This window comes from Paracoccus aurantiacus, from assembly GCF_007993065.1.
GTDB classification, from domain to species: Bacteria; Pseudomonadota; Alphaproteobacteria; order Rhodobacterales; family Rhodobacteraceae; genus Paracoccus; species Paracoccus aurantiacus.
This window is the reverse complement of the sequence record NZ_VOPL01000003.1, coordinates 164,728-190,290: the sequence shown is the minus strand read 5'-3', so window position 1 is coordinate 190,290 and position 25,563 is coordinate 164,728. Positions and strand designations below refer to the sequence as shown.

Annotated in this window: 28 protein-coding genes; 3 read left to right on the top strand and 25 right to left on the bottom strand. The window is 65.3% G+C overall.

The features are described from left to right. Positions 1-34: 34 nt before the first annotated feature. Positions 35-922, bottom strand: coding sequence for a transcriptional regulator GcvA (gcvA, locus tag FQV27_RS09295; protein WP_080620504.1), 888 nt, complete (start codon positions 920-922; stop codon positions 35-37). A gap of 127 nt (positions 923-1,049) precedes the next feature. Between gcvA and FQV27_RS09290 the strand changes: the two genes are divergently transcribed. From FQV27_RS09290 to FQV27_RS09280, 3 genes are read left to right on the top strand one after another with little or no spacing between them, the layout of a single operon-like run. Further along, complete coding sequence (locus FQV27_RS09290) at positions 1,050-1,754, top strand: SDR family oxidoreductase (protein ID WP_080620503.1); 705 nt, start codon at positions 1,050-1,052, stop codon at positions 1,752-1,754. Between the two features lie 4 nt (positions 1,755-1,758). After that, positions 1,759-2,697 (top strand): DMT family transporter, encoded by a 939-nt coding sequence (locus FQV27_RS09285; protein WP_080620502.1) that lies wholly within the window; start codon positions 1,759-1,761, stop codon positions 2,695-2,697. Further along, a complete protein-coding gene (locus FQV27_RS09280) occupies positions 2,694-3,254 on the top strand; it encodes a pyridoxamine 5'-phosphate oxidase family protein (RefSeq protein ID WP_080620501.1) in 561 nt (186 codons plus the stop codon). Before FQV27_RS09285 ends, FQV27_RS09280 begins: the two co-directional genes overlap by 4 nt. A 101-nt stretch (positions 3,255-3,355) precedes the next feature. Here the strand turns inward: FQV27_RS09280 and FQV27_RS09275 are convergent, their stop codons facing one another. From FQV27_RS09275 to FQV27_RS09160, 24 genes are all read right to left on the bottom strand, one after another. Further along, positions 3,356-3,784, bottom strand: a complete 429-nt coding sequence (locus tag FQV27_RS09275) for a ribbon-helix-helix protein, CopG family (RefSeq protein WP_080620500.1) — start codon at positions 3,782-3,784, stop codon at positions 3,356-3,358. Positions 3,785-3,788: 4 nt separating this feature from the next. Next, positions 3,789-5,774 (bottom strand): conjugal transfer protein TraG, encoded by a 1,986-nt coding sequence (locus FQV27_RS09270; RefSeq protein WP_089389005.1) that lies wholly within the window; start codon positions 5,772-5,774, stop codon positions 3,789-3,791. A 25-nt stretch (positions 5,775-5,799) separates the two neighbouring features. Then, positions 5,800-7,539 (bottom strand): relaxase/mobilization nuclease domain-containing protein, encoded by a 1,740-nt coding sequence (locus FQV27_RS09265; RefSeq protein ID WP_080620499.1) that lies wholly within the window; start codon positions 7,537-7,539, stop codon positions 5,800-5,802. Positions 7,540-7,782: 243 nt separating this feature from the next. Then, entirely contained in the window at positions 7,783-8,547 is a 765-nt protein-coding gene (locus tag FQV27_RS09260) for a lytic transglycosylase domain-containing protein (protein WP_080622748.1), read from the bottom strand. Between the two features lie 2 nt (positions 8,548-8,549). Then, on the bottom strand, positions 8,550-8,885 hold the full coding sequence (locus FQV27_RS09255) for a DUF736 domain-containing protein (protein WP_080620498.1): 336 nt from the start codon (positions 8,883-8,885) through the stop codon (positions 8,550-8,552). Between the two features lie 68 nt (positions 8,886-8,953). Next, positions 8,954-9,499: a S26 family signal peptidase gene (locus tag FQV27_RS09250; RefSeq protein WP_080620497.1), complete on the bottom strand. Its 546-nt coding sequence runs from the start codon at positions 9,497-9,499 to the stop codon at positions 8,954-8,956. Next, positions 9,496-9,981: a DUF2840 domain-containing protein gene (locus FQV27_RS09245; RefSeq protein ID WP_080620496.1), complete on the bottom strand. Its 486-nt coding sequence runs from the start codon at positions 9,979-9,981 to the stop codon at positions 9,496-9,498. The genes FQV27_RS09250 and FQV27_RS09245 overlap by 4 nt, the downstream gene beginning before the upstream one ends. Beyond that, positions 9,978-10,232 (bottom strand): ribbon-helix-helix protein, encoded by a 255-nt coding sequence (locus tag FQV27_RS09240; protein WP_080620495.1) that lies wholly within the window; start codon positions 10,230-10,232, stop codon positions 9,978-9,980. Before FQV27_RS09240 ends, FQV27_RS09245 begins: the two co-directional genes overlap by 4 nt. Further along, on the bottom strand, positions 10,229-10,972 hold the full coding sequence (locus FQV27_RS09235; RefSeq protein WP_080620494.1) for a DNA-methyltransferase: 744 nt from the start codon (positions 10,970-10,972) through the stop codon (positions 10,229-10,231). Before FQV27_RS09235 ends, FQV27_RS09240 begins: the two co-directional genes overlap by 4 nt. Then, positions 10,969-11,622 carry a ParA family partition ATPase gene (parA, locus tag FQV27_RS09230; RefSeq protein ID WP_080620493.1) on the bottom strand — a complete coding sequence of 218 codons (654 nt, stop codon included), beginning with the start codon at positions 11,620-11,622 and terminating at the stop codon, positions 10,969-10,971. Before parA ends, FQV27_RS09235 begins: the two co-directional genes overlap by 4 nt. Then, positions 11,619-12,698, bottom strand: coding sequence for a replication initiator protein A (locus tag FQV27_RS09225; protein ID WP_230382923.1), 1,080 nt, complete (start codon positions 12,696-12,698; stop codon positions 11,619-11,621). Before FQV27_RS09225 ends, parA begins: the two co-directional genes overlap by 4 nt. A gap of 114 nt (positions 12,699-12,812) precedes the next feature. Next, a complete protein-coding gene (locus tag FQV27_RS09220) occupies positions 12,813-13,094 on the bottom strand; it encodes a helix-turn-helix transcriptional regulator (protein ID WP_080620491.1) in 282 nt (93 codons plus the stop codon). A 141-nt stretch (positions 13,095-13,235) separates the two neighbouring features. Further along, positions 13,236-13,688 (bottom strand): DUF2285 domain-containing protein, encoded by a 453-nt coding sequence (locus FQV27_RS09215; RefSeq protein WP_226341155.1) that lies wholly within the window; start codon positions 13,686-13,688, stop codon positions 13,236-13,238. Between the two features lie 97 nt (positions 13,689-13,785). Further along, on the bottom strand, positions 13,786-14,010 hold the full coding sequence (locus tag FQV27_RS09210) for a transcriptional regulator domain-containing protein (protein ID WP_080620489.1): 225 nt from the start codon (positions 14,008-14,010) through the stop codon (positions 13,786-13,788). Positions 14,011-14,120: 110 nt separating this feature from the next. Continuing rightward, complete coding sequence (locus FQV27_RS09205; protein WP_080620488.1) at positions 14,121-14,399, bottom strand: DNA -binding domain-containing protein; 279 nt, start codon at positions 14,397-14,399, stop codon at positions 14,121-14,123. 96 nt (positions 14,400-14,495) lie between these two features. After that, positions 14,496-14,744 (bottom strand): helix-turn-helix domain-containing protein, encoded by a 249-nt coding sequence (locus FQV27_RS09200; protein WP_080620487.1) that lies wholly within the window; start codon positions 14,742-14,744, stop codon positions 14,496-14,498. Between the two features lie 443 nt (positions 14,745-15,187). Beyond that, positions 15,188-15,562 carry a hypothetical protein gene (locus FQV27_RS09195; RefSeq protein WP_080620486.1) on the bottom strand — a complete coding sequence of 125 codons (375 nt, stop codon included), beginning with the start codon at positions 15,560-15,562 and terminating at the stop codon, positions 15,188-15,190. 447 nt (positions 15,563-16,009) lie between these two features. After that, positions 16,010-16,564, bottom strand: coding sequence for a hypothetical protein (locus tag FQV27_RS09190; protein WP_080620485.1), 555 nt, complete (start codon positions 16,562-16,564; stop codon positions 16,010-16,012). A gap of 553 nt (positions 16,565-17,117) precedes the next feature. After that, positions 17,118-17,519 (bottom strand): single-stranded DNA-binding protein, encoded by a 402-nt coding sequence (locus FQV27_RS09185; protein WP_080620484.1) that lies wholly within the window; start codon positions 17,517-17,519, stop codon positions 17,118-17,120. 442 nt (positions 17,520-17,961) lie between these two features. Then, positions 17,962-18,198, bottom strand: a complete 237-nt coding sequence (locus FQV27_RS09180; protein WP_147097742.1) for a hypothetical protein — start codon at positions 18,196-18,198, stop codon at positions 17,962-17,964. Between the two features lie 26 nt (positions 18,199-18,224). After that, entirely contained in the window at positions 18,225-18,641 is a 417-nt protein-coding gene (locus tag FQV27_RS09175; protein ID WP_080622747.1) for a hypothetical protein, read from the bottom strand. Positions 18,642-18,801: 160 nt separating this feature from the next. Continuing rightward, positions 18,802-19,737 (bottom strand): DUF2493 domain-containing protein, encoded by a 936-nt coding sequence (locus FQV27_RS09170; RefSeq protein ID WP_080620483.1) that lies wholly within the window; start codon positions 19,735-19,737, stop codon positions 18,802-18,804. Between the two features lie 337 nt (positions 19,738-20,074). Beyond that, entirely contained in the window at positions 20,075-21,118 is a 1,044-nt protein-coding gene (locus FQV27_RS09165; RefSeq protein WP_080620482.1) for a DUF7146 domain-containing protein, read from the bottom strand. Further along, positions 21,118-25,467, bottom strand: a complete 4,350-nt coding sequence (locus FQV27_RS09160; protein WP_080620481.1) for a strawberry notch family protein — start codon at positions 25,465-25,467, stop codon at positions 21,118-21,120. Before FQV27_RS09160 ends, FQV27_RS09165 begins: the two co-directional genes overlap by 1 nt. Between the last annotated feature and the right edge of the window lie 96 nt (positions 25,468-25,563).

The window sequence follows — 25,563 nt, the reverse complement described above, 5'->3', positions numbered from 1 at the left end:
AAGCAGCGCCTTGGTCCTTGTCAGGTGATTCGGTTCATCGCGCGGCGGTCAGGAGCCAGCTCCGCACATCCGCTGTCGGTTCAGGGTGGCGCGGCTTGCGCGGCGAAACCAGGTAGAAGTCCGAACCGACGCGCAATTCCGTCGCGAAGGGGCGCGCGAGGCGGCCTGCATCAATATCGTCCTGCACGAAGAACAGGCTCGCTAACGCCAGACCCTGACCGGCGACAGCCGCGTCAACGGCGAGCGATGTCTGGTTGAAGCGAATGTTCTTGGCTGAGGCGGTCACGCCACCCGGATAGGCTCGTTCGAGGAACTGTGGCCAGAAATTATGTGCGTCGTGTAGGAGCGCATAGCGCGTGAGATTGTCGTCCTCGTCGGGCGGACCGAGCTTTTCGAGGAGAAGCGGGCTGGCAACTGCGACGATCACCTGCTCGAACAGGAGTTCGGTGTTGAGGCCCGCCCCGAAGGGTGGCCGCCCATAGCGCACGGCGATGTCGACCGCATCCGTCTGGAAGCTGGAAAGCCGATCCGTGGCAAGGATACGAAGGTCTATATCCGGGTGTGTGGCGGTAAAATCTGGCAGGCGCGGGATCAGCCAGCGTGATGCGAAGGTCGGCGTGACGCTGATGGTCAGGTGCCTGGGTTCCGGCTTCAGCATTTCGGTCGCCTCGGCGATCAACTCGAACGCCCGGCGGATATTGGCAACGTAGCTGCGGCCCGCCTCCGTCAAGGCCAGCGTGCGTGGCTGGCGCTCAAACAGCTTCAGCCCGAGTTCGGCTTCCAGCCCGCGAATCTGCTGCGCGACCGCCCCTTGCGTGACGCCCAGCTCCTCGGCCGCGAGCCGGAAGTTGAGATGCCGCGTCACGACCTCGAATACGCGCAGGCCGTTGAGCGAGGGGAGTCGAGGGAAACCTTCCGGCATAGGATAGATTTTCTACAGAGTGATGGGAGTGGAACTGGTTCGTATCCCGTTTCAAAGGATGATACCAATCCATAGTGCCTCCGTATAGGCGGCTTCCACGATCAATTCTCTTTCAGAGGCCACGGATATGACAGTAGAAAAAATCGCAATCATCACGGCTGGCGGTAGTGGAATGGGCGCGGCTGCTGCGCGCCGGCTGGCGGCAGATGGGTTCAAGGTCGCGGTTCTCTCGTCCTCTGGCAAGGGTGAGGCACTGGCACAGGAACTCGGGGGCTTCGGCGTCACGGGCTCGAACCAGTCGAATGACGACTTGAAGCGCCTCGTCGACGGCACCCTTGAGCGTTGGGGACGTATCGACGTGCTGGTCAACAGCGCCGGCCACGGCCCGCGCAAGCAGATCCTCGAAATCACCGACGAGGACTGGCACGCAGGGTTCGACACCTATTTCCTGAACGTCGTGCGGCCGGCTCGGCTCGTCGCTCCGACCATGCAGAAGCAGAAGGGCGGCGTCATTATCAACATCTCGACGGCCTGGGCCTTCGAGCCGAGTGCGATGTTCCCGACCTCGGCCGTTGCTCGTGCCGGGCTCGCATCTTTCACCAAGATCTTCGCCGATACCTATGCGGCCGACAACATCCGCATGAACAACGTGCTGCCCGGCTGGATCGACAGTCTCCCCGCGACCGAGGAGCGCCGCGACGGCGTGCCTTTGAAGCGTTACGGCACCTCCGAGGAAATCGCGGCGACGGTTGCCTTCCTCGCTTCCGATGGCGCGGCCTATATCACTGGCCAGAATATCCGGGTCGACGGCGGCGTCACCCGCGCCGTGTAAGCCCATGAAGAAAACCGCCTGGCTTGCCTTCTGCTTCCTCGGATTCATCTGGGGAAGCAATTTCATCTTCGTCAAATGGGCAGCGGAATACATCACGCCGGCTCAGATCACGCTGCTGCGCGTGGTCTTCGGCTTCCTCCCTGTTTTTCTGTTCGCGCTGTCTCGGGGCGAACTGCGATGGAGCCATGCCCGTCATGTGCATCATTTCGCGGTCATGGCGCTGGTGGCGACCGCGCTTTACTATTTCGCCTTCGCCAAGGGCACGGCCTTGCTGCCGTCGAGCATCGCCGGAATGCTGAGCGGGGCGATCCCGCTCTTCACCTTCGTCTGCGCTTTCCTTTTCCTGCGCGAGGAACGCATCACGGCGACAAAGGCGGTCGGCGTCGCCCTCGGCTTTCTCGGCGTGTTGCTGATCGCGCAGCCGTGGTCGGTCGGTGGCGACATCGAGATGGCAGGGGTCGCCTGGATGATCGCGGGCACCTTCAGCGTCGGTTGCTCCTTCGTCTATGCCAGAAAATTCGTCAGCCCGCTGAAGCTGCCAGCCGCCGCCTTGACGACCTACCAGATCGGCATCGCAATGCTTCTGCTGTTCATGGTGATCCCGGTCGAGGGGATTGGCGCGGTCTTCGCCGACGACCGGGCCTGGATCGGCCTTGTCATCGGTCTTGGCCTCTGCGGAACCGGCCTTGCCTATGTCGCCTATTATCACATCGTCGAAAACCTCGGTGCGCTGGCGGCTTCGAGCGTTACCTACATTCCTCCGGTCGTGGCCCTGGTGATCGGCGTCGTGTTCGTCGGCGAGGCGATCCAGCTGATCGGCTACCTGGCGATGTGCCTCATCCTCGCGGGGGTCGCTCTGCTTCAGTTCGGGTCGCGGAAGGTGGCACCGGAGGTCGAGCCAGATGCCGGTGTCGGCCTTGCTCCTGCCGGAAAAGCACCATGAAGCAGGCATTGCTCCATGATGTCTGGCTGGTGCTGGCCGATGCGGTCAAACAGCGAACGCCCTTTACGCTGATGCAACTCGCGACCGTCGGCGAGGACGGTGCGCCGAAGATCCGAACCATCGTGCTGCGCAGCTTCAACGAGGCATCTACGAGTCTGTCCTTCATCACCGACCTGCGTTCGCCCAAGGTTCGGGAGATCACGGCCAATCCGTGCGTATCGCTTGCCGGCTTCGACAATGAGAGGGTCGTTCAACTGCGCATCGACGGTCGGGCGGAGATCATCGAAGACGAGACGAGGCGGCGGGACTTCTGGAACGCGCTGCGCCCGCATACACATATCCTCTTTCGGTCGGCACTGCCGCCGGGGACAGTGCTGGCCTCGCCGAATGAAATGGAAACCGACGATAGCGATCCGGCGACCGCCTATGCGCGGTTCTGCCTGGTCGAGATCGTCATAAGCCATGTGGAACGATTGGATCTTTCCTCGGAGCCGCACAGGCGATGCAGCTTTAGGCAAGGGCTCCACGGCTGGGAAGGACGCTGGATCGTGCCCTAAGAACGGTTTTGCGATAGTTGTAGCGTTCGCCTCCGTCGCGCCATCGCCGCGAAAAAGCAGTTTACGGGATCGGCATTAATGCAAGCACTCCGCCTGACGATCTATTCGTCCGCTGCCGCTACATCCTCGGTAATCTCCTGCCGCAGCTTCGGTCCCTGTGCGAGGCGTCGGCCGAGCGCAGTGATGAACGCCTCGTATCGCTCGGCCGATTTGGCCTTTGCCGCCTTTGCCGCCGGCTCGGGCAAGGCTGGCGTCGTCATCAGCCAGAAACGAATGAATACCGCCAGGCTCTCGACGGCGATGCCGACATCACGCTCTACCCGCGTCATGCGGCGGTCGATCTGGTCGAGTCGCTTGGCGACGATCGCCTCGCGGCGCTCAGCATCATCCGGCGACACGAAGGATGCGATGGCAGCCTCGGCGATCATGGATTGCGACCGATCCCGGCGTGCGGCGAAGTCGGCCAGCGCCGCAGTGAGGTCTGGATCGAGATAGATCGTGACCTTTGATTTCTTCTTGCGTTGCATCATGGTCCTATAGGTCCATGCCGTCGTTCGGGTCCATGGCAACCTGCCGGGCAATCCCCTGGACCTGCCGGATCATCCGCCGGTTCTGGACAGCCTCCTCGTCGACATCATCGGGCGGGGCGAACTCAAACTCGTTCTCGATGGGCTTTTTCTTCTCCACCGGCTTCACCCGGCTGAGTTCTGGCTGCAAGCGGCGTTCGGATTCGGTCGTATCCTCGTCATCCGTCGTGGGGTTGTCCTCATCCACGGCGGCTTCCGGCCGCGCCGGGAGCGGAAGCGTGGTCCAGTCGTCGGGCCGGGCTCCCTCAGGGCGCTGCAATTCAGGTGGTGACAGAACACGCTCGCGAAACCGGGCGTCCTCGTAGTAGCGCGCCTTCGTCGCCCGGATCGGGGGGATGCCCGCCACCATGACGATCTCCTCATGCGGGGGAAGCTGCATGATCTCGCCCGGCGTCAGCAACTGGCGGGCGGTTTCCGAGCGCGAAACCATGAGGTGCCCGAGCCAGGGCGACAGCCGGTGCCCGGCGTAGTTCTTCATCGCCTTCATCTCGGTAGCAGTGCCGAGCGCGTCCGAGACTCGCTTGGCGGTGCGTTCGTCATTCGTCGCAAAGCTCACCCGCACATGGCAGTTGTCGAGGATAGAGTTGTTCGGGCCATAGGCTTTCTCGATCTGGTTCAGCGACTGCGCGATCAGGAAGCTCTTGAGACCATAGCCCGCCATGAAGGCCAGGGCCGTCTCGAAGAAGTCGAGCCTGCCCAACGCCGGAAACTCGTCGAGCATCAAGAGCAGCCGATGCCGCCCCGTGTTCGCCTGCAGATCCTCGGTCAGGCGGCGGCCGACCTGATTCAGCAGCAGTCGCATCAAGGGCTTGGTGCGGTTGATGTCGGAGGGCGGCACGACGAGGTAGAGCGTGGTCGGCTGATCGCCTCCCACAATGTCGCTGATGCGCCAGTCTGAGCGGCGCGTGACCTCGGCCACGACCGGATCTCGATAGAGGCCGAGAAACGACATCGCCGTCGACAACACGCCGGACCGCTCGTTCTCGGATTTGTTGCGCAGCTCCCGCGCGGCGCTGGCGATGACGGGGTGCGGTCCTGCGTCACCGAGATGCGCGGTTTCCATCATGGCGCGCAGGGTGGAATCCACCGGGCGCTTCGGATCGGAGAGGAATCGTGCCACGCCGGCGAGGGTCTTGTCGGGCTCCGCATAGAGGACATGAAGGATGGCGCCGACGAGGAGCGAATGGCTGGTTTTTTCCCAGTGATTCCTTTTGTCCAACGAGCCTTCGGGGTCGACGAGGATGTCGGCAATGTTCTGGACGTCGCGCACCTCCCACTCGCCGCGGCGCACCTCGAGCAGCGGATTGTAGGCCGAGGACTTTGGGTTGGTTGGGTCGAAGAGCAGCACGCGGCCATGGCGTGCCCGGAAACCCGAGGTAAGCTGCCAGTTCTCGCCCTTGATGTCGTGGACGATGGCCGAGCCGGGCCAGGTCAACAGCGTCGGCACCACCAGGCCGACGCCCTTGCCCGAACGTGTCGGGGCAAAGCACAGCACATGCTCCGGTCCATCATGGCGCAGATACTCGCGATCATACCGGCCAAGGACGACACCATCGGGATCGAGCAGGCCGGCCGCCTTCACCTCGGGTTTCTCCGCCCATCGCGCCGAGCCATAGGTGGCGACGTTCTTCGCCTCGCGCGCGCGCCAGACTGACATGCCGATGGCGACCGCGATGGCGATGAAGCCGCCCGAGGCCGCGATGATCCCGCCCTTGGCGAAGATCGGCGGCGCATAGGCTTCATAGAAATACCACCACCAGAAGAGTGCGGGCGGATAGTAGATCGGGGTGCCGAACAGCTCGAACCAGGGCGGCCCGAGTTGCGCCTGATAGGCAAGGCTCCAGGCGACATATTGGGTGGCGCCCCAGGTGGTGGCGAGGATGATGAGGAAGACGACGCTGATCTGTCCCCAGAGGATCTTGGTGGCGGACATGGGGTTGGTTCCTTTCCGATTGAGGTCAGAGGCCGAGGCCGCGCTTGCGCCCGAAGTCCCAATCGACACCGCCGTCGTCGCGGGCGATGCCGGAGACGTGACGGCCGATCTGCTTCTCAATGGAGGGCGACCAGGGCACGAGCTGGAAGCCGAGGCCATCGTCGATCATGGCGAAGCGGCCTGAGGCGAGCGCGAAGCGCTGGCGATAGGAGCCGGCGACATATTCGCCGCTGGCGGCGCGCTCGAAGGACATGCCGGTCTCGGCCGCGAGCTTCTCGCCGAGACTGTCGAGTTCGCGCCTGCGCAGCGTGTTCAATAGCCGGCGAGCGAAGACGACGCGCCCGCCTTGCCGCTCCGCGAGATCCTCGCCGATCAGATGCTCCGCCCGCTCGTCCAGTGCCTGACGGACCTCGGCGCCGAAGCCGCTATCCGAGAGAGGAACCGGCTCGCGGGCGATGGCCTGGCGGTCGAGCCAGGTCGCGCCCGAGGCCCCCACCTGCGCACCGAGATCAAGATCGGAGCGGACAGCGAGCGCGACGCGGCGCGCACCTTGCGCATCTTCATAGGCGCGCAACTCGACGATTGAGCCGGGCGGGCTGTCACCGGCGGCATCGAGATGAGGGAGCTTGATGTGGTGGGTGCGTCCGTCGACGCCATCGACGACGGCATAGGCCGTGCCCTTCAACTCGTCGTCAAGGCCGCGCTCGACCAGGCGGCCGATGACGGGAACGTCGAGGCTTTCGCCGGCGAGGACATAGCTGGCCGAGCCGCGTTCGATGCCGCGCGCGATCAGGGCACGGTGCATGCGCTTGATGATGTCGCCGCGCTCGCCGAGTTCGCGCAAGACCGTCTCGGCCTCGGGCTTGATGAACCATTGCGAATGGCCGATCTGCCCGGCGACGCCGAGGATTTCGAGGGTGCGCAGCCGCCCGACCTTCAGCGTATGGAACTCGTCCTGCGGTCGGCTGGCGAGCGGGGCAAGATCGACGATGCCGGATTTTCCCGCATCACGGACAAGCTGCCGGTCGAGCTGGGTCCAGCGTTCCGCCTCGATCTGGGCCTCTAGCGCACGGTGAATGTCGAGATCGGTGCGCGGCCCCAGCTCCTGGGTGATGAGATCGCGCGCCCGGTCCCGCATCCCCTCCTTGATGTAGTCGCGGGAGATCACGAGGTCCTGCCCATCGTCGCGAACACCGCGCACGATCAGATGGACATGCGGATGCGCGGTGTTCCAGTGATCGACCGCCACCCAGTCGAGGCGCGTCCCGAGATCCTTTTCCATCTGGCCGACAAGATCGCGCGTGAATGATCGGAGGTCGGAAATATCCGGCGCGTCGTCGGGCGAGACGATGAACCGGAAATGATGCCGGTCATCGCCGCACCGCTCCGCGAAGGCGCGACCATCGGCATCCTCCGTTCCCGGCCCGAACAGCCGTGCCTTCTCGCCATCTCGGGTCACGCCGTCACGGCGGAGATAATCGAGATGCGTTCCGAGCGGCGCGGACCATGCCATGTTGCGCACCACGCGCGCCTTGACGACGGCGCCGCGTGTGCGGGTGGTGATGAGACGATTGGCCTGGACGCTGGCGCGCTGGCCGCGCCCGAAGCGGGAGCGATTGCCGGAAGTCACGCGGCCGGATCGAGAGACGCCACCGCCGGCCTTCTTCGCGGCGGCGAGCGCCTGCGCGATGAAGGGCCGGGTCTGCTGAGCGCGGGTCGAGCGGATGCGCCCCGGCCTTATGCGGAACTCGTGTTCATCGGACATGACACAGCCCCGCACGGTGCAAGACAGTAAGGAAATTCAGGAGGATGGGCGCGAGGCGCACGGTGCGCGAATGCGCGGCACGGTGCGGAACGCGCCGAAAACATGAACAAAAACAACCGACCGACCGAGCCGCACCGTGCGCGCTTTTATCCTGCCATCTTCCGGTCGTGGTGCCTGCCGCCACCCCCCGCGCCCTCCATGACACGCCAGCGGTCGACAGGATGCGAAACCGCACGGAGCCGCTCATGGCTGGTCCTCACCGGCACTGCGAGCGACGAACAGCCCCTCCGGCTGCAAGGCCGTGAGCGTTTCCGGTGCTGCCGGGACGAATGAAGGGGCGTCGCGAGGCGTGGGGTCGGGTGAAGCCGGATCGGAAGCGGTAGCGCCGATTTCTCCCGCCACGAAGATCGCCGCCTCGCGCCAATCGAGCGGTGGAACAACCGACGAGCTGCCCCCCGACGGTCGCTCGCCGAGCAGGATCGGTGTCAGCGCGGCGACGTAGGCGCGTGTCTCGGCCGGAAGCGGACGAGCCGTCGCGCGGTATTCGTCGTAACGGCCGGGACCGGCATTGTAGGCCGCGAGCATCGCGGCCACATTGCCGTAGCGATCCCACATCTCGCGGAGATAGGCCGTGCCCGCGAGGATGTTGTCGCGCGGCTCGAAGGGGTCGCGGCCGAGAGCATGGCGGATGCGCAGATCCGCCCAGGTGTCGGGCATGACCTGCATCAGTCCCATCGCACCGGCGGACGAAATTGCGCGCACGTCGCCCGCGCTCTCAGTGCGCATCACGGCGATGATCCATGTCGTCGGGATGCCGAAGCGTTGCGAGGCTTCCGCAATGTGGGCGTCGTGCGGATGCGCGGCAACCACATGACCGGGCATCGCAGCTTGGGCTAGGACGGGCGGCGTGGTGATGGCTGAAACGAACAGGCCGGAAAGAAGAGAGAGGATGATGCGGCGGCGGACGCCGTATCTCCCGGAGGCGAGACGAATGCAGGAGATGAGCATGGTCATTCCTGCTCGTCGCGCTTCTTTTGGCGGGTCCAGTGCAAGCCCCAGTCGCGTCCGTCCTCGTCCGCCTGGAACAGGCGGGCGCGGATCGGCTGCTGGAAGACGGGATCGTCGAGCAGGACCGAAACGAACGGCCCGGCGCGTTCCCCGGAATGTTTCCAGCCCGCGCCGACTTCCGGTCCGTCCTCGTCGCCGAGGTGGATGCGGTAGGCGGGCGCATTCTCCGCCTCGGCGTTCTCTGCTGGAACGAAGGTCAACTCCGCGTCGAGCGTGAGGGTGCGGACATGCCCGGAATAGCCGGACGGGGTGCGGGTAAATTGGCCGATCTGTGCCATGGGAGGTTTCCTTTGCTATGCGGTGGAGAAGACGCGGGCCGTTCGCACGCCCCGCAGCGGACGCGCCGTCACCGCATCGGCGCGCGCCAGACAAAGCGGCCATCGCCGTCTTCGTCGGTGAAAAGCGGGATCGCGCGGCCGATCACCGCCGAGGCGGGGAACGGGCCGAAATAGCGGCCGTCGAGGCTGTCGCCGACGTCCGGGTTCATCAGGAAGACTTCGCCCTCGGCGATGACGCGGCAGCCCTGCCAGACCGGCAGGTCTCGGCCGAGGCTGTCGCGGTCGCGTGCTTCGCCGAGCGGAACACCATCGACGGCGATGGCGCGGCCGGCGCGGCAGACGCGCTGTCCGGGCAGGCCGATCACGCGCTTCAGAAGCGGCACGTCGCGCGCGACGTAGCCGCGGTCCACCATGTAGGACGCGAACGGCTCAGGTGGCATGACGGCGACCAGATCGGGCATCTCGATCCGATCAGCGGGCGCGACGGTGTAGAACCCGATCGGCACGCTGGCCGATGCGTTCCAGAGCAGCCTTGGCGCGGTCGGAACGAATCCGGCGATGGCGATCCCCAGCGTGGCCGCCGCCGTCACCATGACATAGCGAAAGCGCGTCATGGGGCAATCTCCCGGCGCCGGAGCCATGCCTGATGGCGCTCGGCGGTGTAAGGACGCGGCGCTTCGCCTGCGTTCATCCAGTGGGCGACATGCCGCCAGTGATCGGGATCGACCTGGGCGGGATCGACGCCAATGGCCTCGATCCCGTCGACATGGCGAAGGACGGCCTCAACCTTCGGCCAGCCTTCGATCTTCAGCAGGATTTCGCCGCCCGGACGGACGAAGGGCAGCGTCTGATAGGATTCGCCCGGCGCAACCGCGCGCAGGATGTCGAGGCGCGAAATGATCGTGCCGTGGTCGTTCGCCGCCCAGCGGACGAACGCGAACACCGAACCAGGACCGAAAGAAACGACGCGCCGGTTGCGGTCGAGGATCTGCGTTCCCGCCTCATGGCCGAACCTGATCCAGTATTCGGTCCTGCCCTCCACCCAGGTCAGTTCCACGCGGGTCAGATCGCCATCATGGGCATCGATACCGATCATGGGCGGTCTCCCGCTGTGTCGGGAAACTCGCGCGCAAGCAGGTCACGCAGCATGTCCGCGACGGTGGTGCCGCGCCCGAACGCGGCGATCTTGATCCGCCCGCGAAGCTCGGGCGTGATGTCGATCGTCAGCCGGGCGGAATGGGCGGCTGCGGCGCCATCGCGCGCTGGCCGTCCATCGCCAGCCTTGATCCAGCCATCGGGATCGGCTGGGCGCGTAGCGAAGCCGCGCTTGTCCGTGCCGGCCGTCATGACGGGGCTCCGTCATGGAACGGCAGCACGGTGGCGATGCGGGCGCGGGCGAGATCGGCCATGTCGGCGTCGATCTCGCAGCCGAGATAGCTCCGGCCGGAAAGCCGACAGGCTTCCCCGGCTGCGCCGGAACCGGCGAACCAGTCACCGACAAGTCCGCCTTCCGGGCAGCTCGTGCGGATCAGGATTTCCAGGAGCGCCGACGGTTTCTCGGTCGGATGGATGGCGCGGCCGTGGCAGTTGCGCAGGTAGATGACCGAGCGCATGAGGCGCGGTCCGCCGTCATGGCTAATGTAATGGCCGGCGTCGATCTGGCCGGTATGGGGTGGACGCTGCTTGCGCCGCACCGTGCGGGCCGTTGCGTCGGGCGTGGTCTGGACGTCGTTGTAGATGTCGCGCCAGGCGGTCTCTGCCGGATAGAACTGGACGGCCAGCTCATGCACCCGCTTGAAGCGATCATTGTGAAAGCCGGTGCCGTTCTGCTTCTCCCAGATCACCTCCTGCGCGATGCGCAGACCCGCATTGGCGAAGTGGTCGGCGGTCGCCATGAAGGAACGAAGTGAACCGAAAACCCAGAGCGAGCCGGTCGGCTTGAGGGCGGCGCGCGCCAGCGCGACCCAGCCCTCGACGCGCCGGTCCCAGGCGAGCGAGGTGTCGCCATAGGGCGGATCGGCGAGGATCATGTCGTAGGGAGCGTGCCAGGGCATTTCTTCGCGGCAGTCGCCGGTCAGGATGGTCATTGGCCGACCCTCCCGATGCCCAGCCGCGCAATCTCATCGGTGAGCGCTGCGACTTCACGCGCGGCAGGAGATTGGCGGTCGATCTCGCCTGCGAGACGACCTGACTGTGCAGCGTCGGCGAAGACGACGCGCTGCCCGACAGTGGTGGCAAGGACGGGCGGGTCGTGATCTGCAAGGCTTTCGGCCGTTTCGCGGGCGATGACGGTGCGCGCGCCGCAGCGGTTGAGCGCGAAGCGGGCGACGAGTTGGGGCCGATAGATGCGGGCCTCTGCGAGGAGGGCCAGCATTTCGGCCGAGGCCCAGCCATCGAGGGGCGACGGCTGCACCGGGATCAGCACCAGGTCGGCGGCGAGGAGCGCGGAGCGCATGAGGCTGGCGACACGCGGCGGTCCGTCGATGACGACGTGATCGACATCGCGGGCGATCTCCGGTGCCTCGCGGTGCAGTGTGTCCCGTGCGAGGCCGACGGTGCCGAACAGTCGAGGCAGGCCCTCGCGTGCGCGTTGCTGTGACCAGTCGAGCGCCGAACCCTGCGGGTCGGCATCGAGAAGTGTGACGCGCTTTCCGCCCTGCGCCAGTTCTCCGGCGAGATGCAGCGCCAGCGTGGTCTTGCCGACACCGCCCTTCTGGTTGAGGAGTGCGATGATCATTGGCCGCCTCCCGGCAAGTCGAGAGGAAGGCGGGGTGTGTCGGAACCTTCGGAAGCCTCGGTTCCGCCGGGCTGAGGGGCCGGCTGGGAAGCGCGTGGCGTGGCAGATGCGCCGTTCCTAGCGGCTCTGCTGAGGCTTCTGGCGGTGTCGCGGATGAGGTTTTCCACATCGCGCACGCGCTCTTCAAGGTTAGAGTCTTTGTTAGACTCTAAGTTAAGGGCGCGATTTTGCGAGTGGTCTTCGGGCGTTAAGCCCGATTTCGGTTCCCGATAGCACGAGCCTTGGGTTCCCGATAGCACGATAGTCCGGGTTCCCGATAGCACGAGGCCATTCACAGGTTTTCCACAGGCCGGTGTCGGCTCGAAGGCGAGCAGCATGCGCCCGCCGATCTCGGCTTCCAGAAAGAGCCGGTAGCCCGGCAAGGGCTGGCGTCGGATGATGTCGCGCAACTCAAAAGCGAAGCGTTTGAATGGCGACATGCTGCCGGACTTCTGATGGAGGTGGCGGAAGTCGAAGCGCCAACCCTCACGCTGGCGGCCGCCGTGCTTACGCACTAGGCGGTAGAGCCATCGGTCGAGTCCGCCGGTCAGGTCGAAATAGGTCCGGTCGATGGTCAGCACGAGCGCGTCGTCGAGGACGGCCTGATAGAACCAGTCCGGCACGATCATCTCGATACCATCGGGGCGGCCGTTGCGGTCGGTGCGCTCCTGCCATTCGTTGATCCAGGAGAAGCGATGCCGGCGGCCTTCAGCTGGTTGCCGGATCGAGGTGGAAATGGTGGTCGATTGCAGCCGGTCGAGTGCGGCCTTCAGGCGCTGGTAGTCGCGCAGCGACGTGCCGCGCCCGACATAGGTGAGGATTTCGTAAGGCGTGGCGGCCATCAGCCGGGACGTCCGAAGCCCGGTATCACGGGCTTCGACGATCTGGCTGGCGGCCCAGATCAGGATGTCCGCATCCCAGATCGTCGCCATGCCATGATCGGGGACCGCCTCGACCCGGATCGTCACATTGCCGGCGGCGAAGTCGATGGGCGCGACACGTTTTGACTTGCCGAGGGAGAAGAAGGGATAGGCCATGAGATCCTGCGCGTCTCGTGGCGCGAAGTCGCCGGGGAGCGCCCTGAACAGGTCGAGCTGCCCGCGCTCGGAAAGGGATCGACGTCGCGCCACCATGAAGGGAACTGGGTGCGATCAGCGGGCGGAGCGCCCGACCTGCGGGCCGGTCGGAAGGGCGTGGCGCTTGGCGGGCAGCACGGAGCCACGGGGATCGGAGGTGGAGGTTACCGCACCGCGCTCGGTCCAGGCTTCGAGATCGTCGATGGCATAGACAACCCGGCCGCCGAGCTTGCGATAGGCAGGGCCGGTCCCGTAGGTGCGGTGTTTTTCGAGCGTCCGGGCCGAAAGGCTGAGAAAATCCGCAGCCTCCTTGGTGCGCAGGAAGCGCGGCGGCAAAACGACGGGTTCATGTGGCATGATCGGGCCTCCGGGCTGTTGGGAACGGCCACTGCGAGTCAGCGGCGGGACAACGACCACGGTGGCGGAGGGAGGCCGGCGAGTTGCAGGGCGAAGTTGATGGGTATCGAAATCGCCCACCAGCCCAGGCGTCGAACTACGCTAGCGTTGGCGACGATGACGCAGGAGTTTTCGATAGCCGCCCGCGACCATGGAATGGGCGTCGCGCAGAAGCGCCTTGATCGTGTGGCGGGCCGAAGACGCCTGCCATTCATCGCGGTCGAGCGGCCCGATCTTCAGGATGACTTGCGCGATTTCCTGCTGTGTGGCGCCCGCCCTGTGTCCGTCAAAGGCGCGAAGCATCCGTCGCAGGCGTATGCGCTGCTGCCGGGTCAGCCGCGTATCGGGAGGAATGGCGCGGCCATGTAGGGCGGAGAGGAAGCGGCGGACGGCTTCGATCCGGTCGAAGCCGTCCAGGCCGAGCGGAACGATGGCGACGGCGATCCTGTCGTCGCCGGCCGTGCAGTCGAGGATCTGCAGATGCTGTCCGTTGCCAATATCGAGCCGGTAGTCCTCATCCGTAGGTTGCGAGCGAGGATGGGCGCGCCAGATCACGGTAGCTGCGAGACCGATTTGCTCGTCAAATTCCGATGGCGCGTTCGCCAGTATGACGACGCTCGTGTCCTCCTGCGGAAGCCATAATACCTTGGCGTCAGGTGGCGCAGCCAGCGGATCGACGGGGAAATCGGAGTCCCCACCGCTGCCGGATTCGTTCGGTCAGCGGTTCGGGATCTCCCTGGCCAGAGGCCGATGCCTCAAAATCAGCGTCATAGGCATCGTTGCGGCGGAGCCACTCCCAAGCCAGATCGGATGGCGTCAGCACATCCAGATGCTCGTAGTCTGCCGAAGAACGCCAGGTAGATGCGTTGGGTGTCATCGGAGCCTCCCACGTCACAGCTCAGGAAGTTGGAGAGACTCTACGATTCCCGTTCGGGTTGAATTGAGGAAGCTGGGTCGGGATCAACAGGTGATGCGTCCCGCGCATCGCTATGATGTTCGGTGCTGACTTTCGCGGACCAGTTCGCGATAGCCGCGCTCGGTCATCCAACGCGCTCGTGCGAGATGCGCGTCATGAACGCGGCGGCTACGCTCGGGATCACGCTCTGGATCGAGATTGAAGAGGATTCGAACCGCTTCGCGCCAGTCGGCGCCATCGCGCGCTGCGTCGAGCAGGCGCATATAGAGCTTCATGTGTTCTCGATCATATGGTGTCAGCGTTTGGCTGGACGGTGGTTCGTCAAGAAATGTCTGTGTCGCTTGTCCCATCAGTCGCTCACGATCGGATAACGTATTTGTTAACCATCTCCGGCGGGAGATAGCCATTCTTTTTATGGGCAACGGGTCAATGCGCAGGCCACGACGCTAACCCGGCGTCGGGCTCCGCTCGTGCAGGAGCAAGACGCCTTCGCCCTTATCCGTTGACAGGAAAACGATGCCGGCCGCTTCGAGAGCGCGGCGAACCTGATCGCGAGTCGTCTCGAACACCTCAAGCCCATTTTGGGATTCGAGGCGTTTGAGTGCGGTCAATGCGACCTGGGCCTTGTCAGCGAGCGTCTCCTGTGTCCAACCCAGCAACGCGCGTGCGGCCCGTGATTGGCGAGCGGTGATCATACATGATCACCTCCCACCGAGACCTGCACGCACTCCAGAACTACGACTATAATAGTCGCTCTGCCTTCAAATTCCACTCGAAATTCGGCTGGAATCGTCGTGATCAACCTCGCAGTGGCGGGATAGGCAGCCATCTGATTCGGTCGGACATACGACAGCGTATCGGCGCGGCCAGAATGGCCTGGCCCAGGGAGAGGAGGATGGGTTTGGGAAGGAGGGCGAGGGAACCGTCGCCTCCTTCCCATGGGAGGGTTCAAGGGAGGGGCTTCAGCCCTTCCCTTGGGGAGGATGTTTGAAGGAGGGGGCTTGCCCCTTCCTTCATGGGAGAGCGTTGAGAGGGGCGTGCCCCTTTCATCAGCCCTGCGGGCCGGTCGATCCGGCCGGCAGGGCTTTGACGACGAAGCAAAGACGAGAGGCGGCTTTCGCCGCCTCTCGTCGAAGGGTCAGTCGGTATCCGGTCCCCAGAGCGGATTGCTCTCCGGGTCCTCGATGTGCCCGTAGTCCGGTTCGAAACCGCGAACCACAGCCCCGATCTCGTGACCGCCGATGCTCGTGCGCCCCTGCGCAACGAGGATGCTCACCGCAGTCGGATCGGCCTCGATGGCCCAGATCGCGTCCTCCATATCGTCGTGGGGACCGAGGTTTTCGATGGGGATAACGTCGCCATCCTCGTCGTAGCCGCCGTGCAGATACATCGGCGCCTCGGCCAGACGCTTTGCGGCAAGCTCGGCATCGCGGATAAGCCCGAAAGCCTGCTTGCGATCGCGCCAGTATTCGGCGCTGCCCCCGTCGATACGGATGATCTTTTGTTCGGTCATGTCATGCTCCTTTCTCTCGCTGACGGGAGGGTCGGGCACCGTAGCCGCGAGGGGTCAGGGATCGCGCAGCGACCGCCAGCGGCGGCGAGCGGGGGAGCCGATTTTCTTACGATGCCCTTGGGTATCGGCTGAAAATTGGGGGGACCGTGAAGTCCTTGACGCCGGAGTGGCTGGTGCATGATCCGAAGTCAGAGAGAGAAGAGCCCGCGGCCCCGACTAGGGGCCGCGACAATATTCGGTGGAACCGAAGGGGAGGTTTGGAGGGGTTTCCCCTCCATGGGTGGGGGAGTTTGAGGGGGCGGGGCTTTGCCCTGCACCTTCATGGGGTGAGTTTGAGAGGGGCGGCTTGCCCCCCTTTCATAAGCCCTGCCGAGCGGTCGATCCGGTCGGTATGGCTATTACGACAGGGGAAAAGGTGGCGAGCGGCTTCCGCCGCCCGCCACCTCGCTATCGGTATCGGTATCGGAAGTTGCTGACCGGGCGCTCGTAGATCTCGGGGTCGAGTTGCCCCGCGCCATCGGGGCCAATGCTGGCATCGCAGAGATAGGTGGTGAAGCGGATACCTGTCTGGGCAGCGATCTGCCGGAGGATGGGACCAAGGCCGGACAGATGCTTGTCCTCGACGGTCATCCATTCCGGGATCGGGCCATTGCACCACATGGCCGCAACGGGGTGGTGGTATCCGCCGAAGTCCGGGTCACCATCGACGGCATCCAGCAGATGCCAAGGATAGAACCCCCGGCCGCCGGATTCGAGATCGCCCATGCAGTCGCCGAGGGTCTGTTCAAGGGACTCGCGCACCGTCGGATCGCTTTCGTTCCGTAGCCGCCGCTGGACCTTTGCGCCCTCGCGGCAAGTCTTGAGATGGCCGTTGAGGGCAAGAAGCAGCTTTTCATGGAGGGACTGCGAAAAGCGAGTGTCGCACCTGAAGTAGTTCTTGCGCACCCTGGTTCTGATGCGGCCAAGCTTTCTTGAGAGATTGAGGAAATCGAGATCAGACATTTGTTTCTCCTTTCGTTCTGACGGGAGGAGCCTGCACTGTTGCCGCGAGGGGTCAGGGATCGCGTAAGCCGACCGCCAGCGGCGGCGAGTGGTGGAGCCGATTTTCTGACGATGTTCTTGGGCGTCGGCTGAAAATTGGGGGACCGCGAAGTCCTTGACGCCGGAGTGGCTGGTGCATGATCCGAAGTCAGAGAGAGAGGAGCCCGCGGCCCCGACCAGGGGTCGCGACATTATTCAGCGCAACGCCAAAGGGGAGGTTTGGAGGGGTCTCCCCTCCATGGGTAGGGAGTTGGAGGGGGCGGGGCGTAGCCCTGCACCTTCATGGGGCGAGTTTGAGAGGGGCGGCTTGCCCCCTACTCATTCGGGGAGCATCGGACCAAAAAGTGGTTTCCTGTTTTTGGAAATGATCCGATTCTCCGGCAAGGAAATCGGAGCGCCGGGCGCGAAGGCGCATGGCGTTCCGGTGGGGAATCTTGCGCTGAGCCGGCGGGCGCGACCCACCGTAAACATGGAAGGCCCGGCGGCTTGCGCCGCCGGGCCTCTGGCTTCCCGCTCAGAACGGGATGTCATCGTCGTCGATGAACTTGCCGTCGTCGTTCTCGGTCTGCTTCGCCCGGCTCAGGAAATCGACGGTCTCGGCGATGATCTCGCAGCCGTAGCGGTCGTTGCCCTCCGCATCCTTCCACTTCGTGTAGTGGATGCGGCCGCGAACCAGAACCTTCATGCCCGTGTCGCAATACTGCTGGACCGTCTTGCCGAGGCCGTTGAAGCAGGTGATGCGGTGCCATTCCGTGTCCTGAACCCGATAGCCCTTCTCGTCACGGACCACGCGGCCTTCCGAGTATTTGGGGCGCGACGTGGCGAGGCTGAAGTGGGTGATCGAGGTGCCGCCCTGGGTGGTGCGGGTTTCGGGGGCCTGACCGATGTTGCCGGCGAGGATGACGATGTTCTGCATTGTAAGTCTCCGTTGCTCCTCGGAGGGACCATCCCTCCGACGAGACCCGGCCAAGGCCGTCGGGAGACTCCCGCAACTGCCGCCCTTGCGGCAGCTCGCCCCTAAGGCCCGGAGTGGGGCGGGCAGCCGCGCTCGCGCGGCAACACGGTCCGGAGCCGCCGGGGTTGCTGGTGGAAACCGAACGGACTTAGGGGATCAGTCAGTCGGAGGGATTGGTGCCTTCGAGAGCCAATCGGGGACGCGCAGCAGAACTGGCATCCCTGCCGGTAGCAGCAGCGTGCTGGCCCTTGGAACCCGTATCCATGCCACCGGGCATCCCGATCTAACCCACTTCCCCGTCATGTTCACGCCCCGCTGGAAGGCTGTGTGGCCCGTGACGAGAAGGGCTATCGGGTCTGGAGCGCGGAACCGGCATCGCATCACCTGCATCAATGGCACGAGGTCAGGTCCGGCAGTATTGCGGCAAGGGTTTGAAGGTGATTGCGGCTGTGTTCACGAAATGAAGTGGAAGGATGCGGCTGGCCATCGACTGCACGGCGTCAGCGGGATTCACGCCGATGACCGGCTTCCAGAGCCGGGCAAAGCAGGTCGAGAAAGACGGCAGCGTGACCGCGATGACATGATTTCCCATTCTGAGCAGGAAGCCCGGAGCCCGGTGGTCCAGCCGTCGGGTTTCCATGAGACTGCGGGATCGCGCGCGCCGGCTCAGCGCGAGAACACCGACTCGCCGAGCGCGTTCAGATTGATGATGGCCGAGACGCCGATGACCAGGCCGCCCACGCCGCCCAGAAGGTTGAGCGCGAGGGTCGAGTCTATGGCGTTCTTCGTGACGCCATAGACGAGCGCGTAGCCAGCTATGACGGCGGGCACCGCGAAGAGGGCAAGCGCGATGAGGCGAAGAACAGGGTTCTTGGCAAAGCCCAGGACCGCGATCACCAAGACGATGGACAGCAGGGCCGCACCGAGCGCAGCGAAACCGGACATCAGGACGCCGGCTCCCGCGCCCCACGCGTATTGCGCGGCAGTAATGGCCGACATGACGGGCAAAGCGTAGATCGCGAGATTGTAGGCGATCACGCAGGCCGTGATGGTCAAAGAGATGGCGAGCAGGATCAACGTCATGGAAACCTCCAGCGAACGGTTGAGGATCACGACAGGCTGCCGGGAGATGCGCTCCGCCTGCGACTATTCTGCTTCGCCGGTTCTACAAGGATGCTCCAATAGAGGCTCGACCTCGCTTCCTGTCAAGGTTTGGCGGCTGAAAGCCGCCGAACGGCGGCGCTTACGCGCCGCCGTCGAACTTCATGACCGGGATGCCGAGCTTGCGGGCCTTGTCGGCGAGATTCTCCTGAATCCCGGTGCCGGGGAAGACGAGGATGCCGACCGGCAGCACATCCAGCATCGCGTCGTTGCGCTTGAAGGGTGCGGCCTTGCCGTGCTTCGTCCAGTCGGGCCGGAAGGCGACCTGCGGCACCTTGCGGTGGTCTGCCCAGCGGGAGGCGATCAGTTCCGCGCCTTTCGGGGTGCCGCCGTGCAGCAAGACCATCTCCGGGTGCTTGGCATGGACCTGATCGAGCCGCCCCCAGATCAGCCGGTGATCGTTGAAACCGGCGCCGCCGGTCACGGCCACCTTGGGACCGGCAGGCAGCATCACCTCGGTCTCGGCGCGGCGTTTCGCGGCAAGGAAGTCGCGGCTGTCGATCATCGCGGCGGTCAGGTTGCGATGGTTGACCATCGAGCCGCTGCGCGGCCGCCAGGCGCTGCCGGTGTGGTGTTCGAAAGCCTCGGCGGCGAGATCGCGGAAGAGTTCCATGCTGTTGCGCCGTTCGATGAGGGTCTGTCCCTCTGCCGTGAGGCGTTCGAGTTCGACCGACTTCACCTCGCTGCCGTCCTGTTCCCGCTGCATCCGGCGCTGCGCCTGCTCGTTGTCGTCGAGATCGCGTTCCACCCGGCTGGCGGCGCGGTGAAAGAGATTGACCGTCCCCCAGAGCAGCTCTTCGAGATCGGGCTCTAAGCGGGTGTCGCCGAGCGTCGCGACGAGGGCGTCGAAGATGTCGGTGACGGCACTGGCGACGGTATTGCCTTCGGGCAGCGGCCTGGGATCGGGTTCGTCCTGGAAAGGACGCCAGCCGTAGAGCTGGAGTTCGGTGAGGGCGTGATCGGTCTGGGAGGAGGTGTGGACCGGCTCGTCGCCTGCGGAATAGGTTTCGTTCGTCATCGGGAGCGTCCTTTGTCTGGAGACCGCGCCCATCGCGGCCTTCGCAGGCGTCGACGCGCACGGGCGGGACGGGTTGGCAGCCCTCGCCCACTCCGCGAGGGCCTCGATGGCCGGGTTCGGACTATTTTGACTTTCGCGATGCAAAGGCGGGGCTCGTCCCCGCCGGCGGAAAATAGTCCGAAAGCGGCCATTGCCTGCCCGGCCCGTTTGTGCGCCGATCGCCCTCTCAGAAGGCCGTGGGTGCGGGCCTCTCCGACGAAGGATGCGCCTGCCGATGGCCAGCGAACGAAACCGGCAGGCGACGAGTTGGGCCGCGCCTCCGAGAACGATTACATCCTCACCGCTCCATGAAACGGCGGATGTCCTCGGGATGAAGCTGATCCTTCAGGGCCGCCCTGAGGGCATCGGCGCCACGGCGTCGCAGATCATCGTTGAAGTCGCCCTCGACCGGCGTGAGCGTGACCGCCTCGATCCCGAAGCTCGCTGCTCTGGAGGCGAGGCTGTCTCTTGCGCCGTCCCCGGCCGGGTCGCGATCGCGCAGGACATAGAGCCGGCGCAGGGACGGCGGGAACAGGATGGCAGCGAGGTGAGCGGCTGAAAGCGCCGCCAGCATCGGCATGTGGGGCAGAACCTGACGGGGCGACAGCACGGTCTCGATGCCCTCGCCGGCTACGAGAACCTCAGCGGCAGTGTCGAAGCGGACTGCGTGGCCGAGAAGGTCGCCCATCGCCCGCCGCGGTGTTTCGACAGGTGCCTTGCCGGAACCGTCCGGGGCGAGCCAGGTGCGATGCGCGCCGGTCTGGTGGCCGGAGAGATCGGTGACGGCGGCGACGAGTGCCGGCCTGATCTCGGTGGGCGAATGCTCATCGGGCCTGTAATAGCACCGGGGATGGTAGCGCAGCGCGGCGGTGCCCGAGAGGCGGGTGATCGCCCGCCCGCGCAGGTAGATCTCCGCAAGCGTGCCGCCGATCGGCTGCGCCATGGCGAAGAGGCGGCGAGACGCTTCAGGCGAACCGGACGCCACGCTGGACGTGCTGCCGGTCGGCGTCTTCGTCTTCTCCGGTTCGGGATGCGGGAGAGCGAGGAAACGGCGCGCTTCCTCGGCCACGTCCTTGAAGTCGACGAGGCCAAGCGATTGCCGGATGATGTCGAGCAGATCGCCATGCTCCCCAGTGGCCATGTCGGTCCACTTCCCCGCCGCGCCCTTGCCGGATTCAGGCCCGGTGAGGCGGACAAACATGGATCGCCCAGGCGTGTTTTGCACATCGCCGACCAGCCAGTATCGTCCGGCGCGCTGGCCGGACGACAGATAATGGCGGCAGACCGCCTCGGCCTCCCGACCGAGACGGATCGCCAGTTCCGAGACATCGTGACGGGGCATCATGCTGCCTCCCGCTCGCCGATGCGCTCGACCGGCCAGCGGTCGAGAACCTTGCCGAGAACGGCAGGGCCAGTCCCATCGACCGGAACGAACATGCGCAGCTTCCATGAGATGATTTCGTGGAAGAGGCCATAGGCCGAGAGGCGCTGACGCATCATGTCGGTAAAGCCGGAGAGTTCGATCCGGTTCGCGCCCATGACGCGGACCCGCCGAAGCTGAAGGCCCTCGGCGAGATCGAGGATCGTCCGACCTTCCATCAGCGCCGCAAAGGCATCATCCGGCGTGACCGATGCGGTTCCGGTCTTGGTCGCGTTCGCGGCCCAGGCTGGAGAGACCTTCCGGCCGATGATGCGCTCGCCGGCGTCAGACTGGAGCCGATAGACGCGGGTGGAGTCATTGGGCAACCGCTTCCAGATCGGCAGCAACAAGCCCGTGACCATATGCAGGGTGCTGTCGGCAAACTCCGGCACTTCTGCAACCTCGGCCTCCCAAGCCGATGCGAAGACGTCCCGGTCGGCCTCGACCCAATGGGTTTCGCCCATCATTCTGACCGGGACGTTATGGGCCTCCATCGGCCGGATCAGGCGGACGCGGCGCTCGATCTCGCCATCATCCAGCATGACGCTCGTGCTGGGGATCTGCACCGCCGCGCGACCCGAGCGCTCGTTGATCAGCAGCTTCGCACGCGGATCATCGAGTTCGGCCAAGGCGGCGTCGAGCGTCACCGGCCGGTTGCGCTTGCGTTCGGTGATAGTCAGCAGGCTGGTCTCGGCCCCGGTGCGCGGATGGGTGTAGATCACCTGCCGGTCCGCCACCACGAAGCTTTCGGCGCGCAGCGTCTCCAGTCCGGCATCATAGGTGCCCGAGGCGATGGCGCCCTCAATCCGCGCGGTCAGAAGCTGCTCGAAGGCGGTGAACAGCACGCCCTGAAGCTCAATGGTCAGGGCGAGCAAACGGTTGAGAAACGTGGTGATCGCCGGCAAATCATCCTTGATGCCGTTCGAGTCCATCAGCTTCAGCCCCGTTGCGGCCTCGAACCGCTCCAAGCTGCATCCCTCGACCTTGCCCCGCACCAGCAGGAGATAGAGCTGGCGCAGCGCGTCGCGGGCGTAGTGGCTCTCCAGATTGTCTTCCGGGCGGAACAGGCCCTGACCGCCGGTCTGGCGCTGGCCGCGCGTGATCGCACCCAAGGTGTCGAGGCGGCGGGCGATGGTCGAGAGAAATCGCTTCTCGGCTTTCACATTGGTCGAGATCGGCCGGAACAGCGGCGGTTGCGCCTGATTGGTGCGGTGCGTGCGGCCAAGCCCTTGGATGGCGGCATCGGCCTTCCAGCCCGCTTCGAGGAGATAGTGGACGCGCAGCCGGGTGTTCTTCGCCGAGAGTTCGGCGTGGTAGCTGCGCCCGGTGCCGCCGGCGTCGCTGAACACCAGCACACGCTTGCCATCATCCATGAACGCCTGGGTCTCGGCGAGATTGGCCGAACCGGCGCGATTCTCCACGACCAGCCGGTCGATGGTCACGCTGCGCTTGCGAACGATCCGGCGCGAGCGGCCAGTGACCTCGGCCACGGTGTCAGTGCCGAAATGCTGGATGATCTGGTCGAGCGCGCCGGGGACCGGCGGCAGGCTGGCGAGGCTTGCGATCATCTCGTCGCGCCGCGCCACGGCCTCCCGGCTTTCGACTGGCTGGCCGTCGCGATAGACCGGGCGAGACGACAGGTTGCCCTCCGAATCCGTGAACGGCTCGTAGAGCTGGACCGGGAAGGAATGGGCGAGGTAGTCGAGGACATATTCGCGCGGCGACAGGTCCATTTTCAGGTCGCCCCATTCCTCGGTGGGGATCTCGGCGAGCCTCCGTTCCATCAGCGCCTCGCCGGTCGAAACGATCTGGATGACGGAGGAATGGCCCGCCTCCAGATCGCTGGTGATCGAGCGGATCAGCGTCGGGGTTTTCATCGACGTGAGCAGGTGCCCGAAAAAGCGCTGCTTGGCGCTCTCGAAGGCCGAGCGGGCGGCGGATTTGGCCTGCCGGTTCAGCGTGCCGGAGCCGCCGTCGCCGCCGGTGATGTTGGCGGCCTGCATCGCGGCATCCAGGTTGTTGTGGATGATGGCGAAGGCATCGGCGTAGCTGTCGTAGATGCGGATCTGCTCCGGGGTCAGCTCATGGTCGAGCAGCTCGTATTCCACGCCTTTGAATGACAGCGAACGGGCGGTGTAGAGGCCGAGGGCGCGCAGGTCGCGGGCCAGCACCTCCATTGCCGCGACGCCACCGGCCTCGATCGCCTCGACGAATTCCGCCCTGGTCGAGAACGGGAAATCCTCGCCGCCCCAGAGGCCCAGGCGCTGCGCATAGGCGAGGTTGTGGACGGTGGTGGCGCCGGTGGCCGAGACATAGACGACGCGGGCCTGCGGCAGGGCATGCTGGAGGCGCAGCCCGGCGCGACCCTGCTGGCTGGCGGCGACATCACCGCGTTCTCCCTTGCCGCCGGCGGCGTTGGCCATGGCATGCGCCTCGTCGAAGATGATGACCCCATCGAAGTCGGAGCCCAACCATTCGACGATCTGTTTGACGCGCGAAACCCTTTCGCCGCGGTCGTCGGAGCGCAGCGTGGCATAGGTTAAAAATAGGACGCCTTCGCCCAGAGTGATCGGCTTGCCTTGTAGGAAGCGCGACAGCGGCGTGACCAGCAGCCGCTCCATGCCGAGGGCGCTCCAGTCCCTTTGTGCGTCCTCCAGCAGCTTGTCCGACTTCGATATCCAGACCGCCTTACGCCGCCCTTGCATCCAGTTGTCGAGGATGATGGCAGCGGATTCCCGGCCCTTGCCGACACCAGTGCCGTCGCCGACCATGAACCCTTGGCGGAAACGGATGGCACCCTCGGCCTCCTCCGGCGCGGCGGACAGGCTGTCGAGCGTGTCATCGACCGTCCAGGCCCCGGCGAGGAAGCCCGTATGGGCCTCGCCGGCATAGATCACGGTTTCCAGTTGCGCCTCGGACAGCTTGCCGAGAATGTCGGCTGGCAGCATCGGCCGGTAGCTCGGCTTCGGCGGCGCGATGCTCGCCATCGACGCCGATTGCACGAGCTGGGTCGGATGCGCCTGCGCGCCGGCGATGCGGATGGTCTGGAGACCGTATTCCTCATAGATCGCATCGGAGAGGCGGCCGTCTTCGGCCGGTGCCCAATCGACGGTCTCATAGGCGAGCGGCACCCCCTCCGGCTCGGCCAGCGGCGCGGCGGGCGCAGCCCTCGCCGTTCGGTTGACATAGCCGCGCACGGTGCGGGGGACGGCAGGCCGCGCGATCGGCACGGCAACGCCGGGATCGACCGGCAGCCGCGCGGGCAACTGATCCGCCAGCCAGCCCATCAGCGTCGCCACGTCCGGCGCGACTCCGATTGCTGTCGGAAACACCGCAGGGTCGTCGGCGGGCAGCTTGTCGATGACGGTCAGCCGGGTTGGGATCGTGGTGCCATGCTTGGCATAGACCGACCCATCGACTGCGGCGGAAAAGGTGACGCGGCCGCGCTCCTGCAGCCGGGTCCAGGAGGCGGTCCATGCCGGATTGTCGGCGGCGAAGCTCGCCCCGGTGATGGTCACAAGCCGCCCGCCGGGCGCAAGGCGCGCCAGCGCCGAGGCGACATGGCGGAAGGCGGCATCGGCCATGCGGCCCTCGACATTCACCATGACCGAGAACGGCGGGTTCATCAGCACGACGGTCGGGACCAGGCCGGGATCGAGGTGATCGTCGATCTGGGCGGCGTCGAAGCGGGTCACGGAGAGGGCCGGAAAGAGAGAGGAAAGCAGGCCGGCGCGCATCTCGGCGAGTTCGTTGAGGAGCAGCGTGCCGCCGGCGATCTCGGCCAGAATGGCGAGGAGCCCGGTGCCGGCCGAGGGCTCCAGCACCCGGTCGGCAGGAGTGATCGCCGCCGCCGTCACCGCCGCAAAGCCAAGCGGGATCGGGGTGGAGAACTGCTGGAAGGTCTGGGCTTCCTCCGACCGGCGTGTATGCGTCGGCAGGAGCCCGGCGATCTTGCCGAGCTGCGGCAGGATAGCCGCCGATGACCCGGCTCTGCGGAAAAGCGCAGCGCCGTATTTGCGCAGGAAGAGGACGGTCGCCGCCTCGCAGGCATCATAGGCGGTCTTCCAGTTCCAGGCGCCGGTGGCATCGGAAGCGCCGAAGGCCGCTTCCATGGCGCCGCGCAGGGTTGCGGCATCGACACGCTGACCGCGTTCGAGATGCGGCAGCAGGAAACCGGCAGCGGTGAAGGTGGAAGCAGCCGTCTCGGCGTCATGGTCGAGTGGAAGCGGCGCGGCGGCGGAGGCCGCCGCGGAAGCAGAGATCATGTTCATCGGAGATTCCTTGGGAGAGCGGAATAGGACCGAGCCGCACGGCGCTCTCTCTCGACCGCACCGGCTCAAATCCCTTCCGGTCGCTCTCTCCCTCTC

Bases quoted from the DNA above. Each gene is read 5' to 3' on its own strand.
- FQV27_RS09220 (WP_080620491.1), bottom strand. From the start codon at position 13,094: ATGCCACATGAACCCGTCGTTTTGCCGCCGCGCTTCCTGCGCACCAAG.
- FQV27_RS09160 (WP_080620481.1), bottom strand. From the start codon at position 25,467: ATGAACATGATCTCTGCTTCCGCGGCGGCCTCCGCCGCCGCGCCGCTT.
- parA (WP_080620493.1), bottom strand. From the start codon at position 11,622: ATGATCATCGCACTCCTCAACCAGAAGGGCGGTGTCGGCAAGACCACG.
- FQV27_RS09260 (WP_080622748.1), bottom strand. From the start codon at position 8,547: ATGCTCATCTCCTGCATTCGTCTCGCCTCCGGGAGATACGGCGTCCGC.
- FQV27_RS09225 (WP_230382923.1), bottom strand. From the start codon at position 12,698: ATGGCCTATCCCTTCTTCTCCCTCGGCAAGTCAAAACGTGTCGCGCCC.
- FQV27_RS09235 (WP_080620494.1), bottom strand. From the start codon at position 10,972: ATGACCATCCTGACCGGCGACTGCCGCGAAGAAATGCCCTGGCACGCT.
- FQV27_RS09180 (WP_147097742.1), bottom strand. From the start codon at position 18,198: ATGGAAACCCGACGGCTGGACCACCGGGCTCCGGGCTTCCTGCTCAGA.
- FQV27_RS09250 (WP_080620497.1), bottom strand. From the start codon at position 9,499: ATGACGCGCTTTCGCTATGTCATGGTGACGGCGGCGGCCACGCTGGGG.
- FQV27_RS09185 (WP_080620484.1), bottom strand. From the start codon at position 17,519: ATGCAGAACATCGTCATCCTCGCCGGCAACATCGGTCAGGCCCCCGAA.
- FQV27_RS09200 (WP_080620487.1), bottom strand. From the start codon at position 14,744: ATGATCACCGCTCGCCAATCACGGGCCGCACGCGCGTTGCTGGGTTGG.
- FQV27_RS09265 (WP_080620499.1), bottom strand. From the start codon at position 7,539: ATGTCCGATGAACACGAGTTCCGCATAAGGCCGGGGCGCATCCGCTCG.
- FQV27_RS09290 (WP_080620503.1), top strand. From the start codon at position 1,050: ATGACAGTAGAAAAAATCGCAATCATCACGGCTGGCGGTAGTGGAATG.
- FQV27_RS09285 (WP_080620502.1), top strand. From the start codon at position 1,759: ATGAAGAAAACCGCCTGGCTTGCCTTCTGCTTCCTCGGATTCATCTGG.
- FQV27_RS09240 (WP_080620495.1), bottom strand. From the start codon at position 10,232: ATGACGGCCGGCACGGACAAGCGCGGCTTCGCTACGCGCCCAGCCGAT.
- FQV27_RS09175 (WP_080622747.1), bottom strand. From the start codon at position 18,641: ATGACGTTGATCCTGCTCGCCATCTCTTTGACCATCACGGCCTGCGTG.
- FQV27_RS09245 (WP_080620496.1), bottom strand. From the start codon at position 9,981: ATGATCGGTATCGATGCCCATGATGGCGATCTGACCCGCGTGGAACTG.
- FQV27_RS09190 (WP_080620485.1), bottom strand. From the start codon at position 16,564: ATGTCTGATCTCGATTTCCTCAATCTCTCAAGAAAGCTTGGCCGCATC.
- FQV27_RS09195 (WP_080620486.1), bottom strand. From the start codon at position 15,562: ATGACCGAACAAAAGATCATCCGTATCGACGGGGGCAGCGCCGAATAC.
- FQV27_RS09255 (WP_080620498.1), bottom strand. From the start codon at position 8,885: ATGGCACAGATCGGCCAATTTACCCGCACCCCGTCCGGCTATTCCGGG.
- FQV27_RS09280 (WP_080620501.1), top strand. From the start codon at position 2,694: ATGAAGCAGGCATTGCTCCATGATGTCTGGCTGGTGCTGGCCGATGCG.
- gcvA (WP_080620504.1), bottom strand. From the start codon at position 922: ATGCCGGAAGGTTTCCCTCGACTCCCCTCGCTCAACGGCCTGCGCGTA.
- FQV27_RS09165 (WP_080620482.1), bottom strand. From the start codon at position 21,118: ATGCCCCGTCACGATGTCTCGGAACTGGCGATCCGTCTCGGTCGGGAG.
- FQV27_RS09210 (WP_080620489.1), bottom strand. From the start codon at position 14,010: ATGACACCCAACGCATCTACCTGGCGTTCTTCGGCAGACTACGAGCAT.
- FQV27_RS09275 (WP_080620500.1), bottom strand. From the start codon at position 3,784: ATGATGCAACGCAAGAAGAAATCAAAGGTCACGATCTATCTCGATCCA.
- FQV27_RS09170 (WP_080620483.1), bottom strand. From the start codon at position 19,737: ATGACGAACGAAACCTATTCCGCAGGCGACGAGCCGGTCCACACCTCC.
- FQV27_RS09205 (WP_080620488.1), bottom strand. From the start codon at position 14,399: ATGGGACAAGCGACACAGACATTTCTTGACGAACCACCGTCCAGCCAA.
- FQV27_RS09270 (WP_089389005.1), bottom strand. From the start codon at position 5,774: ATGTCCGCCACCAAGATCCTCTGGGGACAGATCAGCGTCGTCTTCCTC.